General features: G+C 50.8%; 18 protein-coding genes. 8 read left to right on the top strand and 10 right to left on the bottom strand.

Annotated elements, in window-relative coordinates; translation table 11 throughout:
- Nucleotides 1–105 precede the first annotated feature (105 nt).
- Genes QLH52_RS08335 through QLH52_RS08320 form a run of 4 tightly spaced genes read left to right on the top strand, consistent with a single transcriptional unit; the run spans nt 106 to nt 5,610 of the window.
- Nucleotides 106–2,256, top strand: coding sequence for a type I secretion system permease/ATPase (locus tag QLH52_RS08335; RefSeq protein WP_319961214.1), 2,151 nt, complete (start codon nt 106–108; stop codon nt 2,254–2,256).
- 1 nt (nt 2,257) lies between these two features.
- On the top strand, nt 2,258–3,616 hold the full coding sequence (locus tag QLH52_RS08330; RefSeq protein WP_033158837.1) for an HlyD family type I secretion periplasmic adaptor subunit: 1,359 nt from the start codon (nt 2,258–2,260) through the stop codon (nt 3,614–3,616).
- A gap of 21 nt (nt 3,617–3,637) precedes the next feature.
- Nucleotides 3,638–4,285, top strand: a complete 648-nt coding sequence (locus tag QLH52_RS08325) for a response regulator transcription factor (protein WP_033158838.1) — start codon at nt 3,638–3,640, stop codon at nt 4,283–4,285.
- A gap of 32 nt (nt 4,286–4,317) precedes the next feature.
- Nucleotides 4,318–5,610, top strand: coding sequence for a TolC family outer membrane protein (locus tag QLH52_RS08320; protein WP_033158839.1), 1,293 nt, complete (start codon nt 4,318–4,320; stop codon nt 5,608–5,610).
- A gap of 128 nt (nt 5,611–5,738) precedes the next feature.
- Here the strand turns inward: QLH52_RS08320 and QLH52_RS08315 are convergent, their stop codons facing one another.
- Genes QLH52_RS08315 through QLH52_RS08295 form a run of 5 tightly spaced genes read right to left on the bottom strand, consistent with a single transcriptional unit; the run spans nt 5,739 to nt 11,702 of the window.
- Nucleotides 5,739–5,951 carry a formate dehydrogenase subunit delta gene (locus tag QLH52_RS08315; RefSeq protein ID WP_205453537.1) on the bottom strand — a complete coding sequence of 71 codons (213 nt, stop codon included), beginning with the start codon at nt 5,949–5,951 and terminating at the stop codon, nt 5,739–5,741.
- 3 nt (nt 5,952–5,954) lie between these two features.
- Nucleotides 5,955–6,794, bottom strand: a complete 840-nt coding sequence (gene fdhD / locus QLH52_RS08310; protein WP_319961213.1) for a formate dehydrogenase accessory sulfurtransferase FdhD — start codon at nt 6,792–6,794, stop codon at nt 5,955–5,957.
- 14 nt (nt 6,795–6,808) lie between these two features.
- Nucleotides 6,809–9,661, bottom strand: coding sequence for a formate dehydrogenase subunit alpha (fdhF, locus tag QLH52_RS08305; protein WP_319961212.1), 2,853 nt, complete (start codon nt 9,659–9,661; stop codon nt 6,809–6,811).
- A gap of 20 nt (nt 9,662–9,681) precedes the next feature.
- The gene (locus tag QLH52_RS08300; RefSeq protein WP_319961211.1) at nt 9,682–11,226 is read right to left on the bottom strand and encodes a formate dehydrogenase beta subunit; all 1,545 of its coding nucleotides are present in this window, start codon (nt 11,224–11,226) and stop codon (nt 9,682–9,684) included.
- The gene (locus QLH52_RS08295; RefSeq protein WP_033158843.1) at nt 11,226–11,702 is read right to left on the bottom strand and encodes a formate dehydrogenase subunit gamma; all 477 of its coding nucleotides are present in this window, start codon (nt 11,700–11,702) and stop codon (nt 11,226–11,228) included. The genes QLH52_RS08300 and QLH52_RS08295 overlap by 1 nt, the downstream gene beginning before the upstream one ends.
- Before the next feature lie 240 nt (nt 11,703–11,942).
- On the opposite strand from QLH52_RS08295, the gene QLH52_RS08290 reads away from it, so the two are divergent.
- Nucleotides 11,943–12,146: a (2Fe-2S)-binding protein gene (locus QLH52_RS08290; RefSeq protein ID WP_084153452.1), complete on the top strand. Its 204-nt coding sequence runs from the start codon at nt 11,943–11,945 to the stop codon at nt 12,144–12,146.
- Between the two features lie 83 nt (nt 12,147–12,229).
- On the opposite strand, the gene QLH52_RS08285 is transcribed toward QLH52_RS08290, so the two are convergent.
- The 5 genes from QLH52_RS08285 to QLH52_RS08265 are packed head-to-tail and all read right to left on the bottom strand — an operon-like array spanning nt 12,230 to nt 14,685.
- Nucleotides 12,230–13,210 carry a peptidylprolyl isomerase gene (locus tag QLH52_RS08285; RefSeq protein WP_319961210.1) on the bottom strand — a complete coding sequence of 327 codons (981 nt, stop codon included), beginning with the start codon at nt 13,208–13,210 and terminating at the stop codon, nt 12,230–12,232.
- A gap of 14 nt (nt 13,211–13,224) precedes the next feature.
- Entirely contained in the window at nt 13,225–13,488 is a 264-nt protein-coding gene (locus tag QLH52_RS08280) for a BolA family protein (protein ID WP_319961209.1), read from the bottom strand.
- Nucleotides 13,485–13,787: a YciI family protein gene (locus QLH52_RS08275; protein ID WP_033158844.1), complete on the bottom strand. Its 303-nt coding sequence runs from the start codon at nt 13,785–13,787 to the stop codon at nt 13,485–13,487. The genes QLH52_RS08280 and QLH52_RS08275 overlap by 4 nt, the downstream gene beginning before the upstream one ends.
- Nucleotides 13,787–14,329 carry a septation protein A gene (locus QLH52_RS08270; protein ID WP_033158845.1) on the bottom strand — a complete coding sequence of 181 codons (543 nt, stop codon included), beginning with the start codon at nt 14,327–14,329 and terminating at the stop codon, nt 13,787–13,789. The genes QLH52_RS08275 and QLH52_RS08270 overlap by 1 nt, the downstream gene beginning before the upstream one ends.
- A 26-nt stretch (nt 14,330–14,355) precedes the next feature.
- Nucleotides 14,356–14,685 carry a hypothetical protein gene (locus QLH52_RS08265; protein WP_205453542.1) on the bottom strand — a complete coding sequence of 110 codons (330 nt, stop codon included), beginning with the start codon at nt 14,683–14,685 and terminating at the stop codon, nt 14,356–14,358.
- 112 nt (nt 14,686–14,797) lie between these two features.
- Between QLH52_RS08265 and QLH52_RS08260 the strand changes: the two genes are divergently transcribed.
- The 3 genes from QLH52_RS08260 (at nt 14,798) to QLH52_RS08250 (ending at nt 17,619) form a co-directional block, all read left to right on the top strand.
- Complete coding sequence (locus QLH52_RS08260) at nt 14,798–15,103, top strand: DUF1244 domain-containing protein (protein ID WP_171696314.1); 306 nt, start codon at nt 14,798–14,800, stop codon at nt 15,101–15,103.
- Nucleotides 15,100–15,831 carry a class I SAM-dependent methyltransferase gene (locus tag QLH52_RS08255; RefSeq protein ID WP_319961208.1) on the top strand — a complete coding sequence of 244 codons (732 nt, stop codon included), beginning with the start codon at nt 15,100–15,102 and terminating at the stop codon, nt 15,829–15,831. The genes QLH52_RS08260 and QLH52_RS08255 overlap by 4 nt, the downstream gene beginning before the upstream one ends.
- A gap of 63 nt (nt 15,832–15,894) precedes the next feature.
- Nucleotides 15,895–17,619, top strand: a complete 1,725-nt coding sequence (locus QLH52_RS08250; protein ID WP_319961207.1) for an SPOR domain-containing protein — start codon at nt 15,895–15,897, stop codon at nt 17,617–17,619.

Raw genomic sequence — 17,619 nt, 5'->3', positions numbered from 1 at the left:
TTTGATAAAATTGCTTTTTAAGTTGTAATGGCAGCGCTTTATAATACTTAAGTACAGTAGCGCGCCTAAGCGTTATAAGAACTATAACTTCTACTCACATCCTCCATGCCTGATAGCGGCCAGATATCCGGACCAGCAGATTCCACGTTTGACGATCCTTTATTGTTGGCTTTGCTGTCGGTCTGCAAGTTGTTGCATATCCCGCAAACCGCCACGGCCTTGGTGGCAGGGCTGCCCTTAGTCGATAATAAATTAACACCGGCCTTGTTTACGCGAGCCGCTGAACGCGCCGGTTTGACCAGCCGCTTGTTGCGCAGGCCCTTGCAGAAAATTTCCAATTTGGTGCTGCCGGCAGTGTTGTTGCTTAAAGATGGCAACGCCTGCGTGTTGCTTGCCAAGAACGCAGAAAACTATACCGTGGTGTTGCCGGAAACCGAGAGCGGCGAAAAGATTGTTAGCGTTGCGGAGCTGCAAGCCAGTTACAGCGGTTCGGCTTTTTTTGTGCAATTACAGCATCGCTTTGACGGCAGAACCGCGGAATCGGCGGTGCCTAAGGTCAAACATTGGTTTTGGGACGTCCTGTATAAATCTTGGCCGATTTATGCGGAAGTGTTGGCGGCCTCGGTATTAATCAATCTGTTTGCTTTGGCGGCGCCGTTATTTTTCATGAATGTGTATGATCGCGTGGTGCCGAATCACGCGCTGGAAACCTTGTGGGTACTGACGGTAGGCGTGTTGATCGTGTTTGGCTTTGAATTGGCGATGAAGCTGCTGCGAAGTTATTTTATCGATGCGGCCGGTAAGCGCGCCGATATTATCTTGTCGGCGAATATTTTTGAAAAACTGATGAATATTCGCATGGAAGCCAGGCCGCCATCGGTGGGTGCATTTGCCAACAACCTGAGCGAATTCGAATCGTTTCGCGAGTTTTTGACCTCGGCGACGCTGGTGACATTGATCGACTTGCCGTTTTTGTTTTTGTTTTTAGTGATTATTTATAGCGTCGGCGGCAGTTTGGCTTTGATTCCGTTGGCGATTTTACCGTTGGCCATGTTGATTGGTATCGCCTTGCAGGCGCCGTTAAAGAACACGATCAACGCCATGTTCAAATTCGGCGGCGAGAAAAATGCCACACTGGTGGAAGCGCTGTCCAATCTGGAAACTATCAAAACGGCCGGTGCGGAAGGGCAATTGCAGCGCCGTTGGGAACAGAATGTCGGCGAAATTGCCCGGCTGGGGTTAAAGTCGCGGTTTTATGCCGGCTTAACCGTCAATTTGACTGCTTTCCTACAGCAATTGGCATCGGTATTGGTGGTGGTGGCCGGTGTCTACCAGATTACGGATGGCGATTTGACGACCGGCGGCTTGGTGGCTTGCACAATGTTGACCTCGCGGGCCTTGGCGCCGGTGGGGCAGGTCGCCGCACTATTGACCCGTTACCATCAAGCTGTGACCGCCTTGGGGTCGTTTAACCGCATGATGGCCTTACCGGTGGAACGCGAGAGTGGTAAGGACTATTTGCATAGGCCGGGTTTCAAGGGCGAGATAGAGTTCAAGCACGTCCGTTTCAGCTATCCGCAGCAACCGGTCAAGGCCCTGGACGGCATAACGTTTAAGATCAAGGCTGGTGAGCGCGTGGGGTTTATCGGCCGCATCGGTTCCGGCAAGAGTACGTTGGAAAAATTGATGCTGGGTTTATATCAGGCGCAAGAGGGTTCGATATTGATAGACGGCACCGATATTCGCCAAATCGATCCTTCCGATTTACGCCGGCAAATCGGCTATGTGCCGCAAGATATTGCCTTAATGTTCGGTAGCGTGAAGGACAATATTGTCTTGGGTTCACGCTACGCCGATGACGCTACGGTGTTAAAAGCGGCGGCGATTGCCGGTGTGGATCAATTCGTCAGTAAACATCCTGCGGGTTTTGATTTGCAAGTGGGCGAACGCGGTGCATCCTTGTCCGGTGGGCAGCGGCAGAGTATTGCGCTGGCTAGAGCTTTGCTGTTGTCGCCATCCATTTTTATTATGGATGAGCCGACCAACGCGATGGACAACAGTAGCGAGGAGGCGTTTAAACAGCGGTTTGCTGCGCAATTGGGCGAACAGACTCTGATACTGGTTACGCATCGCATGTCGTTGCTGAGTTTGGTGGATAGATTGATCGTAATGGACGGCGGACATATGGTCGCAGACGGCCCTAAGGACCATGTGCTGGAAGCCTTGCGCCAAGGACAGATCAAGGTGGCTATTTGATATGTTGAAAAAAATAGCCGAGTGGCGCGCTGAGCATCGCTATCGAGCCGAAGATCAGGGCTTTTTAAGTGACGTCAACGCCGCCAATCTTTACGAATTACCCTTGCAAAGCCATTTGATCCTGTGGTCCTCGGTGGCATTTGTGGTGGTGGCCTTGGTTTGGGCCGGATTTGCCAGCTTGGACGAAGTCACACGTGGTGACGGCAAGACCATACCGTCCAGTCAGGTCCAGGTGGTGCAGAATCTGGAGGGTGGTATCGTTTCGGAAATATTGGTTCAAGAAGGCCAACTGGTGGACAAGGATCAAGTGTTGCTGCAACTCGATCAAGTCCGTTTTGCTTCCTCGTTTAAGGAAGCCAAGTTAAAGTATTACGAGTTACTGGCGAATACCGCGCGCTTGAATGCCGAAGTCAATGGCACGCCTTTGGCGATTCCTGAGGAGGTTTTGAAAAACGCGCCGCAAATTGCTGAGAATGCCAGGCAATTGCTGGTTTCCAAGCAGAGCGAAATAAGATCGAATAGCGACATTTTCGCCGAGCAGGTACGGCAGAAAGAGCAGGAAATTATTGAAATTCAATCGAAAAGTGACCAGTTGGCGCGTAGCTACAAATTATTGCAAGACGAAGTGAAGATGTCTGAACCGCTGGTGGCTGACGGGGCGATGTCGCAAGTTGAATTATTGCGTTTGCAGCGTGCCGCCAACGATTTGAAGGGCGAACTGAATTCTGCCAATCTGGCGATGCCGCGGCTACGTTCGTCATTGGACGAAGCGCGTAACAAATTAGCGGAGATCAAGATTCGTTATAAAACCGAAGCCTTGAAAGAGTTGAACGAAGTGAAGGCGGAACTGGATCGTACATCCGAATCTGCCGTTGCTCTAGAAGATAGGGTTAGCCGTACTAGAGTGCTGTCGCCGGTAAAAGGCACGGTAAAACGCATCAAGGTGGCTACGGTGGGTGGCGTTATTCAACCCGGCATGGATTTGCTGGAAATCGTGCCGCTGGAAGATCAGTTGTTGATAGAAGCGAAAATTCGGCCGGCGGACATTGCTTTTCTTCGCCCTGGGCAGAAAGCTGTGGTAAAACTAAGCGCTTATGATTTTTCGATCTACGGCGGCCTGGAGGCCTCTTTGGAACATATCAGCGCCGACAGCATACCCGGCGAAAAGAAAGATGAAGACAGTTACTACTTGATTCGTTTGCGCACCGCTAAAAATTACCTGGAAAAGGGCGGCGAACGCTTGGAAATCATTGCCGGGATGACCGCGGAAGTTGATATTTTGACCGGAAAAAAAACAGTGCTTGATTACCTCTTGAAGCCGATATTGAAAGCCAGGGATAGGGCTTTAAGAGAACGATAACTCATAACAACAATTACATTTGTGGCTAACATACTGATTTATTCCAATAATCCTCAGCTGACGGCGCAGTGGACTCATGCGCTGATCGCGGAATATAACGTTAGTATGCTGCACAGTATTCGCGGTGAATATACCGCCGATGCAGTGATTTTCGATGCAAAAAAACTGGATGACGATGCCAGCTTGTTAACGGTTTTTGCTAACAAAAAGGTCCGGTTTCTGGTGATGGGTTGCGATTGGCCGGAACATAAGCAGATCGAGGTGCTGATTAACGGTGCCGCCGGCTATTGCGAACAATCCGAAGCGTCGGAGCTTTTAACTCGTGCGGTAGCTTGTATTTTGGCGGGCGATATTTGGATTCGTCGGGCTTTGGTGCCCAAGGTCATTGGTGTGTTGACCAGTGCCAGGCGTCCACAACTTGCACCTAATACTGTCGATACCGAACTAAAGCTAAAGCAACTGGCTAGTCTATCCGCGCGCGAAGTGGAAGTGGCGGACATGATACGGCAGGGCGAAAGTAATAAGCGTATTGCTTTTGCGATGAATATTTCCGAGCGTACTGTAAAAGCGCATTTATCGTCGATTTTTAGGAAATTGAATGTCGACGACCGATTGAGATTAGCCCTATTGTTAAAAGAAATCGACCAATATCAGAGAGGAATGTTATGAGAGTCAGCAGGAGTTTGAGTTTAGGAATAGCCATGCATTTGGCCTGTGTATCCAGCAGCCAGGCGTTGAGTTTGCAAGAATCTATTCAGAAAGTATTGGATGAAAATCCCCAAGTCCAAGCTGCCAAATCAGAACGCCGCGCGGTTGAAGAGGAAATCGGCCAAGCCAAGGCCGGCTATTTCCCAACGGTGGATGTCACAGCCGGCATCGGCTGGGAAGAATCGAATAACCCTACCACTCGTGGCCGCGGTGACGGATCGGTTTTTTATCATAGGGAGGAAGGGGCGATTCTGGCCAGACAAATGTTGTTTGATGGCCTGGCTACTCCGAATGAAGTGGAGAGACAGGAAGCTCGCACCGACTCAAGGGCTTACACCGTATTTGGCCGATCGGAAATAACCGCGCTTGATGGTGTTGAAGCCTATATCAAGGTGTTGCGGCGTCAGGAGTTGTTGAATCTGGCTAAGGAAAATCTGCAACGCCATCAAGGTACCAACGATCAAATCAAACTGCGTAGTGAACGCGGCGTGGGCAAACGGGCCGACGTCGACCAGTCGATGGGCCGGGTAGCCTTGGCGGAAAAGAATGTGTTGTCCGAAATCGGTAATTTGAAAGATGCCGAGACCAGTTTCTTGCGAGTCATAGGTATGCTGCCGGAAGGGATTCAGCCGATTCAGTCCCCTGAAGCCGCATTACCTCAGACGCTTGATCAAGCTATAGAGGAAGCGTTGGCCGACCATCCTATTCTGAAATCGGCCAATTCCGATATCGATTCGGCATTTGCCCAACATGCTACGGCTATGGCGCCTTATTTTCCGCGTTTTGATATTGAGACCGGCGTCAGTCATAACTACAATCTGGACGGGATTCGCGGTACCAACTCGGATATGACGGCAATGTTACGCATGCGCTATAACATTTTTAACGGCGGTAAGGATGTAGCCCGCCGCGAGCAAACCGCGCAGTTGATCAATCAGGCCAAGGATATTCGTGATAATACGCATAGGCAGGTGATTGAAAGCATGCGTTTGTCGTGGGTGGCTCACCAAACCGTGAAAAGTCAGCTGGAGTTTTTTAAACAGCACGTCGATTCCAGCGAGAAGACTATCAGCGCTTATCAGCAGCAATTCAATATCGGGCAACGGACGTTATTGGACTTGTTGGATACCTTCAACGAGGCCTATATAGCCAAAAGTTCGTATATCAATGCCAAATATGACGAGTTGTTCTCGCAATTTCGGATTTTAGCGAGCAAAGGCCAATTGAATAAGTATTTGGGTACGACCTTGCCCGCTGAGGTTCAGCCCCTTAGCGCCGCCGATTAAGGTGTTCGCGCGTTAAGCAAAGGACTTCTGACTAGACTTCCCCAAATAGGTCCTATTTGGGGAAAGCTGTCATTAGCTTGACCGTTTATTTCAAGTAATTTGCAGCTGAGTGCTAAGCCAACTAGAGATTATTTGGCAATATGCAATACGGCTTCCGACACAATATCCATTAATTCCGTACCGCCTTTTTGCACATATTCGATAATGGCTGTACGCATGCGCGGTTCCCAAAAGTTGCGGATATGTTGTTCAACGCCTTTAATGGCCAATTCCCGGTCGGGTTCGGATTTAAAAAAAGCGCCAATGTTATTGGCCATTTTAATGAGATTATGGTTATCCATGTTCTATGCGGCTGATTCTTGGTAATGTTGTAAACGATGAGGGTGAGTGTAGATCATGTGATTCTCGTGACGGGCGAAGCCGACCAGAGTCAGTCCGCACTCTTCCGCCAATTGAATCGCTAATGCGGTAGGTGCTGAGATGGCTGCCAGCAGTGTGATGCCAACGCTGGCTGCTTTTTGTACCATTTCGTAACTGGCGCGGCTGGTCACTAGCAGCCAGCCATTTTCAAAATTGCAGTTGGCTTTGGCTAATGAGCCGATCAGTTTATCCAGCGCATTGTGGCGGCCGACATCTTCCCGAACCGCAACGATGCCGCGTTCCGGATGCAGCCACGCTGCCGCATGGACCGCGCCGGTCAATAAATTCAGAGATTGTTTTTGGGCCATATCGGCGAAACCGCTGCTCAATAGATGTGCACTAAGCGCTAAACCTTGGCCGACATGATGCGGGTGGCGGATGGCTTGTTCCAACGTAGTGGCACCGCACAAACCGCAACCGGTTCTGCCCGTCATGTTTTTGCCCTTGCCGTGCAGTTTCTCGAATCGGGCTTCCGGAATCGTCATTCTGACTTCAACGCCTTTGGAGCGTTGTACGACACGTATGGATTGCAATTCGGATGGATGGCCGATGATTTCCTCGGTCAGGCTGAAACCCATCGCAAAATCTTCCAAATTAAGGGGTGTTGCCAACATCACCACGTGCGGGATGGTGTTGTAGACCAACACCACTGGCACTTCTTCGGCGACATAATCTTCCTTCGCGGTATGAATAGGCCCTCGCCAGCTATCGAACGTACCGGTTCGATAGCTGGTCCAGCCCAGTTCGCTTGAGACTGCATCCATAAATCGGTTGCGGTTTACTCGTTGACCGCGATGCGGTTTTCCAGCAAAGACAACTGATTGTCGGAAAAGTCCTGGTATTCCTGTTGCCATGCCGACGGTTGCGCCACTTTGGCGACATGCACCGCTGTAACCTTGTATTCCGGACAGTTGGTTGCCCAGTCCGAGTTATCAGTGGTGATAACATTGGCGCCCGAATGCGGGAAATGGAAAGTGGTATAAACCACGCCCGGCTGCATGCGGTCCGTGACCTTGGCGCGCAATACCGTTTCGCCGGAGCGACTTTTCACGCCGCACCAATCGCCATCGCTGATGCCTAAGACTTCGGCATCGTGCGGGTGCAATTCCAGACGGTCTTCTTCATGCCAAGCAACGTTTTCAGTGCGGCGGGTTTGCGCCCCGACGTTGTATTGCGACAAGATTCGGCCGGTTGTCAGGATCAGCGGATACTTGCTGCTAGTGCGTTCTTCGGTTGCAACGTATTCGGTCAGCATGAAACGACCTTTGCCGCGGACGAAGTGATCGGCGTGCATGATCGGTGTACCGTCCGGGGTTTCGTTGTTGCAAGGCCATTGGATGCTGCCCATTTCGTCGATTTTTTCGTAACTGACGCCGGCGAATTGCGGTGTTAGAGCCGCGATTTCATCCATGATTTCCGACGGATGCTTGTAATTCATCGGATAACCCAGCGCGTTGGACAAGTCCTGGGTCACTTCCCAGTCTTCCTTACCGCCCAGTGGGGTCATGACTTTGCGAACTGGTGAAATCCGGCGTTCGGCGTTGGTAAACGTGCCGTTCTTTTCCAGGAACGAGGAGCCCGGTAAGAATACGTGGGCGAATTTGGCCGTTTCGTTCAGGAAAATGTCTTGTACCACCAAGCATTCCAGTTCGCGTAGCGCGTGGTGAACATGCGTTATGTCCGGGTCCGACTGAGCGATGTCTTCGCCTTGTACGTACAAGCCTTTGAAACTGCCGTCGATAGCGGCGGCAAACATATTCGGGATACGTAAGCCGGGTTCGGATGACAGCGCTACGTTCCAAGCTGTCTCGAACTGAATGCGGGTTTGCGAATCGGAAACATGGCGGTAGCCGACGAACTCGTGCGGAAACGAGCCCATATCGCAAGAGCCTTGCACGTTGTTTTGTCCGCGCAATGGATTGACGCCGACGCCGTCGCGGCCGATATTGCCGGTAGCCATCGCTAAATTGGCGATACCTATGACGGTCGTCGAGCCTTGGCTATGTTCGGTAACGCCCAAGCCGTAATAGATCGCACCATTACCGCCTGTTGCGTACAAGCGGGCTGCTGCGCGCATGCTCTCGGCAGGCACGCCGGTCAATTCGGCAACGGCTTCAGGTGAATGCTGAGGCAGCGCAACGAAGGTTTTCCATTTGTTAAACGACTCGACATCGCAACGTTCCAACGCAAATTTTTCGTCCGCCAGGCCTTCGGTGACGATGACGTGAGCCAATGCAGTGACGACGGCAACGTTGGTGCCGGGGCGCAGTTTCAGATGATAGTCGGCTTTTACATGCGGGCTATTGCTCACCAAATCGATGCTGCGTGGATCGACCACGATTAGTTTTGCGCCTTGGCGCAAGCGGCGTTTCATCATCGAGCCGAAAACCGGGTGGCCGTCAGTCGGATTGGCGCCGATTACCATAATCACATCGGACTGCATCACCGAGTCAAAGGTTTGGGTGCCGGATGACTCACCAAATGTGCTTTTCAATCCGTAGCCGGTCGGTGAGTGGCAAACGCGGGCGCAGGTGTCGACATTGTTGTTACCGAAGCCGGCGCGGATTAATTTTTGCACCAGATAGGTTTCTTCGTTGGTGCAACGCGATGAAGTAATACCACCGATTGAGTCTTTACCGTATTTGGCCTGGATACCTTTCAATTTGTTGGCAGCAAAGCTAATGGCTTCTTCCCAGCTGACTTCGCGCCAAGGATCGGAAATTTTTTCCCGGACCATGGGGGTGGTGATGCGGTCTTTGTGGGTGGCATAACCGAACGCGAAACGACCTTTTACACAAGAGTGACCATGATTGGCTTGGCCGTTTTTGTCAGGCACCATGCGCACCAGTTGTTCGCCTTTCATTTCGGCTTTGAATGAGCAGCCAACCCCGCAATAGGCGCAGGTGGTGATGGTGCTGTGCTCCGGTACGCCGTTGTCGATGACCGATTTTTCCATCAGCGTCGCGGTGGGGCATGCTTGTACGCAGGCGCCGCAGGATACGCATTCGGATTCCATGAATGGCTGATTTTGTCCCGGAGAGACTTTGGAATCGAAGCCTCGCCCGTCAATAGTTAGGGCGAAAGTGCCTTGCACTTCTTCGCAAGCGCGCACGCAACGCGAGCAAACGATACATTTCGATGGATCAAAGCTGAAATAAGGATTGCTGGTGTCTTTTTCAGAATCCAGATGATTTTCGCCATCGAAGCCGTAGCGGACTTCACGCAAGCCAACTTGACCGACGGTGTCTTGCAGTTCGCAGTCGCCGTTGGCGGCACAGGTCAGACAGTCTAAAGGATGGTCGGAGATATACAGTTCGGCGATGCCGCGTCTGATGCTGGCCAATTTATCGTTCTGGGTACAGACCTTCATGCCTTCGGCGACCGGGGTGGTACAAGATGCTGGATAGCCGCGGGCGCCTTCGATTTGCACCAGACACATTCGGCACGAGCCGAACGGATCGAGGCTGTCGGTGGCGCACAGTTTAGGAATGCTGATCCCTGCTTCGGCGGCGGCACGCATTACGGAACTGCCGGCATTGACAGTGACCTTATGGCCGTCGATTTCCAGAGTGACTTGATTTGCAGACGAACTCGCGGGAGTTCCGTAATCTATTTCGTTATTGGCAGACATATTTATCTCCTGGTAATCGATCAGGCTTTGGCGGCTTCGAGGCCAAAGTCTTCAGGGAAATGATTCAGCGCGCTCAACACCGGGAATGGTGTCATGCCGCCCATCGCACACAAAGATCCGTAAGTCATGGTGTCGCATAAATCGCGCAACAACACGGTGTTTTTATCCTTTTGCACGCCGTCGACAATGCGGTCTATTACTTCGACGCCGCGTGTCGATCCGATTCGGCAAGGTGTGCATTTGCCGCAGGATTCTTCTACACAAAATTCCATTGCATAACGGGCCATGTCGGCCATGTTGACAGTGTCGTCATGAACCACGATGCCGCCATGGCCTAATACTGCTGATATTGCCGCGAAGGCTTCGTAATCCAGCGGGGTATCGAACTGGCCTTCGTGCAGATAGGCACCCAATGGACCACCCACCTGAACCGCGCGTATCGGCCTGCCGCTCGCGGAGCCGCCGCCGTAATCGTAAAGCAGCTCGCGCAAGGTCATGCCGAAAGCCACTTCAAACAACCCTGGATGTTTGATGTTGCCCGCCAGTTGTAGGGGTAGGGTACCGCGCGAACGCCCCATGCCGTAGTTTTTATAATATTCGCCGCCTTTGTCTAGGATCACCGGGATCGAAGCCAGCGAAATGACGTTGTTGACGATGGTGGGTTTGCCGAACAGGCCGACGATAGCGGGAAGCGGCGGCTTAAAACGCACTAATCCGCGCTTGCCTTCCAAGCTTTCCAGTAAAGATGTTTCTTCGCCGCAGATATAAGCGCCCGCGCCGCTACGCACTTCCAAGTGGAAGGTTTTGCCGCTACCTTGAATGTTTTCGCCCAGATAGCCGTTTTTGTAGGCGGCTTCGATGGCTTGATTCAGTGCGATTTTGGCGTGCGGATATTCGACGCGCAGATAAATATAACCTTGGGTAGCGCCCACCGCCAAGCCAGCGATAGTCATACCCTCGATCAATACGAAGGGGTCGCCTTCCATGATCATCCGGTCGGAGAAGGTACCTGAGTCGCCTTCGTCGGCGTTGCAAACTATGTATTTTTGCTCTGCGGGCGCGTTTAACACCGTATTCCATTTGATCCCGGTTGGAAACGCCGCGCCGCCACGACCGCGTAAGCCTGAGTCAGTTACTTGCTTGACGATCTCGGTTGGTTGTAAGGCCAGCGCATTTTTTAAACCTCGGTATCCATCGTGAGCCAAATAGTCGTCGATATTGACTGGGTCGGTTATGCCAACGCGGGCAAAGGTAAGACGGTTTTGATTTTTGAAATAAGCTATTTCTTCAATGTTGCCTAAATAGAGTGGGTGTTGCTTCCCTTCTAGCAAGCCGGCATCGAGTAAAGATGCCACATCTTCTGCTTGCACTGGGCCATAGGCAACTCTGCCCTGGTTGGTTTCGACTTCTACGAGGGTTTCCAGCCAGAACAATCCGCGCGAGCCGTTGCGGACAATTTCTACTGATAGGTTTTTGCTGGAGGCTTGCTGTGCTAAGGCCTTGGCAACTTGCTCCGCACCTAAGGAAAGCGCGGTGGAGTCGCGGGATATGAATACGCGGGTCATTATTTGGCACCTTTATAAGTGGCTAGCAATCGGTCGAATTTTTCGGTTGTGACGCGGCCAATCACCTCGTCGTCTATCGTGATGGATGGCGAGCAAGCGCAGTTACCCAAACAATAAACAGGTTCTAATGAAAAAATTCCGTCGGCTGTTGTTTCGTGAAAGTCGATGCCAAGCTGTTGTTTGGCATGGGTTTCCAATGCTTTACCGTTCATGGCTTGGCATGATTCGGCCCGACAAATCCTTATCGTGTGCTCTCCGGGCGGAGTTTCCCGGAAGTAATGATAAAAACTAATAACCCCGTGGACTTCCGCTTGGGAAAGGTTGAGTGATTTGGCAATGTCTACTACGGCAGCCGGCGGGATGTAGCCCAGTGTGTCCTGAATACCATGCAATATGGGCAACAGATTACCCGGCATCGCTTGATGAGTATCCAGTATTTCCAACACGGTGGGTTTTTGGGTTTGATAGTCTTGCATCATTGGCTCTGTAATAAATGACGAAAAGGTTATCGTCCTATTTAATCATGAACAAACCCGGGTTTGCAATTCGGGTTCATGCCTCAATCCCGCGTATTTCCTAAGCAAAGCAAGGTAATTGCATCTTCGGACTTTGATTGGTTCCGGAAGTTCGCGTGGAAAAAAAATGTGATGGTGGATGCTTTACTTTTAAATGATAATTGTTATCATTAATGCGCATATGATTTAAGAGAGGGTGTCATGTACGTATGTGTGTGTAAAGCGGTCACCGATAGGCAGGTTAGGCAGGCAATTAGCCAAGGTGTGTGCAATCGCAGGCAACTAATGCAGTGCACGGGGGCGGGCGGTGTATGTGGAAAATGCACAGCCAGTATTAAAGCTTTACTGGATGAAAATACGCAGAATCGGAAGATGCACGCCCGAGTTCAAGTCCAAGCGGCATAGTTATTTAGAAAGCTGAGCTTATAGCAATATAAGACTTGTACTATAAAAAGACAGGGCGGTTGGACCGCCCTGTTGGGTGTGCGTTATTTAGCTGTAGCCGCAGGTTCGGTGGGTTTTACGTCTGCGTTAGGTGCGGCGCTGGCCGGTTCGGCCGGAGTGGCCTCTGCAGCAGGAGCTGGTGCAGCTTGATCAGCTGGCGCTGTTGGTTGAGCCTCTTCTTGCTTTGGCGGTGTCGGTGGCAGCAAGACTTCAACTTTGGCGTTTTTACGCAAATTTTCGATCATGGCTTGCGCTTTTTGGCGCTGTAACATTGGGCGAATTTGTTCTTTGACGGAATCAAATGGCGGTGGTGTCAAAGCTCTGGACTCTTCGCGCAGAATCACGTGCCAGCCAAATTGAGTTTGTACCGGTGTTTTGCTGAATTTGCCGTTCTCCAGTGCAACCACTGCTTCAGAAAATGGCGGGACCATCCGGTCTGCGGTAAACCAACCTAAATCGCCACCTTCGGAACCCATTGGATCGATAGAATGCTTTTTAGCCAGCGCGGTAAAATCCCCGCCTTTTTCCAGTTCTGCAATCAGTTTTTTTGCTTCGTCTTCGGTTTTAACCAAAATGTGACGGGCTTTGTATTCGCTGCCCATGTTAGCCATTTTCGAGTCATATTCCGCTTTGATTTCTTCGTCGGTGACCGGATTGGCTTTTAGGTAATCTTGTAACGCTGCTTGCGACAGCAAGGAGTTTCTTACGGTTGCCATGCGTTCGATTACTTCCGGCGATTTATCCAGTTGTTTTTGCACCGCTTGTTGAATCAGCAATTCGCGTTGAATCAGTTCTTCCAGTAGCTGTTCTTTGGGGAATGTTTGGCCTTGGCTGCGTTCCGCAATTTCCTTTTCCAAGGTTTCCAAGGTTTTCTTGCTGATATAGGTGCCGTTAACCGAAGCAACCGCGTCCTCTTTGCTGACAGTCGGCGCTGCTGGTGCGGCGGCTTCCTTAGCTTTTTCTTCGAAGCAACCGGGTAACAATACGCTACTGGCTAGTATCAGGGGAATAAGTTTCAGTTTCATCTTAAGAATTTCCTTTAGCTGTTTTCAGAGGGGGTTAAAGCGTTAATGCCCAGGGCATGGATTTCATCCTTCATCATGTCGCCCAAAGCTTGATAAACCAGCTGATGTCTTTGTACCAGGGATTTACCTTCAAATTGAGTGGATATGAGGGTGACATGGAAATGACCGCCGCCTTTGTTGCCGGCGTGACCGGCGTGCGCAGCGCTATGGTCGATGATTTCGATTAATTCTGGCTTAAAATCTTCTTCCAGCTTCTGTCTGATATGGTCGGCTGTCATTGGGGAAACACTTGTTTGAATGGTTTAACGGTAACACGAGCATAGACGCCCGCGGAGATGTAAGGATCGGCATCGGCCCAGTCTTGCGCATCCTGCTGACTGGCAAACTCGGCAACAATCAGGCTGCCGCTAAATCCGGCATCGCCGGGGTTATCACTATCTATCGCAGGATGCGGCCCGGCCAAAACCAAGCGGCCTTGGTTTTGTAATGCGGTTAATCGTTCCAGATGCTGTGGACGGGCGGCCAGGCGTTTACTCAAGCTGTCCGCGACATCTTCGGCAATGACGGCATACAACATTACTCTTTAGCCTCTGGTGCGGGAATAAACTTATACAAGAACACTATTTGTACGGCAATAAAAATAAGCATCAGGCCAGGAACACCGAAAGTTTTAAAACTGACCCAGTCGTCGGTGCTGTAGTTCGCCATTACGTACAAATTTAAACAGCCGACTCCGATAAAAAACATGGACCAGCTCATGTTAAGGCGTTTCCAGATGCGATCCGGCAATTCCAGGTTTGCGCCCATCATGCGTTCTATGAAAGTCTTTTTGCCAACGAATTGGCTGACTAAAAATGCACCGCCGAATAGCCACTCAATTATGGTCAGTTTCCACTTAATGAATTGCTCGTCTTGTAAGTACAACGTTGCTCCACCCATGACCAAAATCAACCCTAGCGTAATCCACTGCATGGTTTCCACTTTACGATATAGCAGCCAATAGCTGATGACCTGCACAACCGTGGCGGCGATTACGACGGCGGTGGCAATGTAAATGTCGTACAGTTTATAAGCGACAAAAAATAGAACGATTGGGAAAAACTCTAAAAGCGGCTTCATGATTGGTGTTGAAAGATGGGAGGGAGTTAGACGTAAAGATCGATACCGGAAATGATCTCGGCAACCCGGTTTTGAGCGGGTTGATTGCGGTTTTCTGTGTAGGCGTTCAATGCTTTCAAGGTGCGCGAATTATTTGGTTGGTCGTTATTGCTTACGGTCAATCCGTTGTCCGCCAAAGCGGCCTTGATTTGAGCGGTTGACGATGTTTTAGGTAAATCAGGATTCTGCCGAGGTATCCCGGTTTCGTCATTATTAGGCTTTTGCTTTTGTTCAAGATTATTATCCGGCCGTGCGGCTCTCGGCTGGTTATAGCCGACCGGATAAAAAGCCAAGGATGAACTGTGTATTGTGTTCACAAAGCGCGATTAGAGCCCAAGTATCAATTACTTCATTGTAGAATCTTTGGCTGCAATTGTACATGAACCTAACGGCTTTGCTGCTAAAATGCCGGTTTTAAAGGAGGATTTCATGATTCAGTCCAATAACGTCGAGCTGGAAGCCGCGGCTTTCAGAAAATTGCTGGTCCATTTGCAACAGCATCCCGAAGTCCAAAATATCGAACTGATGGTGCTCGCCGATTTCTGCCGGAATTGCCTGGCTAAATGGTATGCAGCCGCGGCAGCCGAGCGTGAAATTGACATCAATTACGAGCAAGCGCGGGAGATTGTCTACGGTATGCCGTACAGTGAATGGAAAGACAAACATCAACGCGAGGCCACGCCTGAACAACTGGCAGCGTATGACGCAAAGCAAAAATTGAAAGCACAACCATGACAGACGAAAACCGCTTCGATGCGATGTTCTCCAGCGTGATGGGTCAAGAATATCAAATGTTAAATTTGATCTGCCCATTTGCGACGGAAATGAGTCGCTTGGTCGGTGAAATTGTTGGCAATTACTGTGAGGAGCAAGGCACGCCGCAGGCAGTGGTTGAGCTCGGGGGCGGCACGGGTATTACTACGCTGGCGATCCTGACCGCCGCGGACAACCTTAATATATTAAGTGTCGATAACGAACCCACCATGCAAAACCAGGCGAAGCAGAGTTTGCGCGATTGGGTTGCTGCGGGCAGATTACGTTTTTCCGGCGAGGATGCGTTGACGGCGTTGCAGGGTTTAGCGAGCAACAGCGTCGATATTTTGGCGTCGGCATACACTTTGCATAATTTCCATAGCGATTACCGGCGGCAAGTGTTGGGAGAAATATATCGGGTATTAAAGCCGGGTGGAAAATTCGTCAACGGCGACCGGTATGCTTTGGATGATATTAGCGCGCATACCCGCAGCATACAGCGAGAGGTTGGCGGCTACTTTAAGGTTTTGACCGAAATCAACCGCTTGGATTTACTCGAACATTGGATAGTCCATCTGTTTAACGACGAGTCGGAAACTCACGTGATGCGCGAATCCGTCGTGTTGGCGCAGATGGCTGACGTGGGTTTTCGGGACATCGAATTGCAGCAACGCATGGAGGTCAATGCCTTGGTCACTGCGCTTAAATGATATTTTGTGCTGTACTACAAATCAGGATTGGCTGAACTGTGTGCAGCTTAAACGAGAAAAAACATGGCTGAATCGACTGCTAGTAAAAATAAAAAAACCTTGGATGCGTTTGCCGACGATCTGGATGCCATGCTTAATATTGGCGACCCCTCCGAACAACAGGTTGGCACGATAGATGATGACGAAGCCATTGATCGTTTGCTGGTGGGCGACGAGACATTCGAGCCGGATGCGCAACATGAAATCGACGAGTTCGCGGATATCGATGAATTACTGAGTGCGAATGAACCTAAGGCTGCATCAAGTTTGGCAGACGATATTGACGAGTTTGGCGACGATTTGGCGGTTGATTTAGGCATTAATCCCGGACGCGAGCAGCAAGTAGTTGACGATGACTTTGTCGACATCGTCGATGCCGTCAATCAGCAGGACCTTTTAGAAGTGCCGGTTGATGACGTGTTTGAAGAAGTCGCGGAGTTAGAAAGGGTAGGGCAAATCGACGATTTCGCCGAGGAGGCACCGGTGGCCGCAGTCGGTTTGCCGGAAACTATGGTGGACGATCTGGAGAATATGGCTGAAATAGACGAGTTTTCCGATGACGCTGACTTGGCAGGCGGTAATGCTGATTTTCTAATTGCGGATTTCGATATTTCGGCTGATGACGAATATGCACCAGCGGCAACGCCAATTGTCGACGAGTTCGCCGATTTGGAGGAACCCGATAATAGTGTCCAACCAAGCGTGCCGGAACCGGAGCCAGATTTGGAGCCTGTATTGGCGGCTGCGGTCAGTGAGCAAGACAGCGAGGAAGAATTAGTTGTTGTCCAGAGTAACGAGCCGGAAACAGCGCCGATTGCCGTTGCGGTCGAGCAAGTTGAGGCAAGCCCGGTGCCGCAGGTACAAGTCATCGATCATAGCAGCGAAATTGCCGCTTTGAATCGGAATATCGTCGACCTCAAGAAGCATCAGCAGCAGATGCGCCACGATTTAACCGAGGCGGCGGGTAAAAATGAGCTGCTGGGTTGTCTGGATAGTCTGGAAAGCGTGCAGACCGAACAGAAGAAAACCAAGCGGGCCGTGGAGGCCTTGGCGGCGAAAAAACCGGTAGCTGCCTATGTGGCGAACGGCATCGCGGTGGCGGCGCTGCTGATTGGCACTGGGTTAGGCATACAAGGCATGATTGCCAAGTCGCAAGTCGGCGAGTTGGTGACTATTATCGGGAAATTGCAGGAACAAGTGAATGCCGCGCCCACCAGCGATGCCGCGGACAAGGAAATGTTGCGCAAACAGCTGGATGAATTGACGGTCAGCAATGGTGTGATGGCCACTCAGATCGCTGAATTAAGTAAGGCGGGGCATGCTGACCCGGGTGCGGCAAAAGCCAACGGCGATCAAGCCAAGCCTTCTGCCGAAATCAGCAGCCAGATCATGCAAATAGGCGCCACCATAGAAGCCTTGCAAAACAAGGTGAGTGCCTTGGAAAAAGGTCGAGCGCAAGCTGCCGCGCCGGCTCCTAAACCGGAGAAGAAAAAGCCGGAACCGGTGGAAGAAAATTGGGCGGTCAATTTAATTGCGTTTAAACAGGATTGGTACGCCAAGAGTAAAGCCCAAGAATTCGCGGGCAAGGGCGTCCCTGCTAAGGTAGTCAAAACCGAATCCAAGGGGGAGAACTGGTATCGTTTGTTTGTGGACGGTTTCAAAACGCAATATGAAGCGGCGGCGTACGCGGCGAAAATCAAGAAAACCCTCAATCTCGATTCGGTGTGGGTTACCCGCAATAAAGATTAA

The sequence above is a fragment of the Methylomonas defluvii genome (assembly GCF_033949435.1).
In the GTDB taxonomy this organism is placed as follows: domain Bacteria; phylum Pseudomonadota; class Gammaproteobacteria; order Methylococcales; family Methylomonadaceae; genus Methylomonas; species Methylomonas defluvii.
Note: the sequence above shows the minus strand (reverse complement) of the source record. Positions and strands in the feature narration are given on the sequence as shown.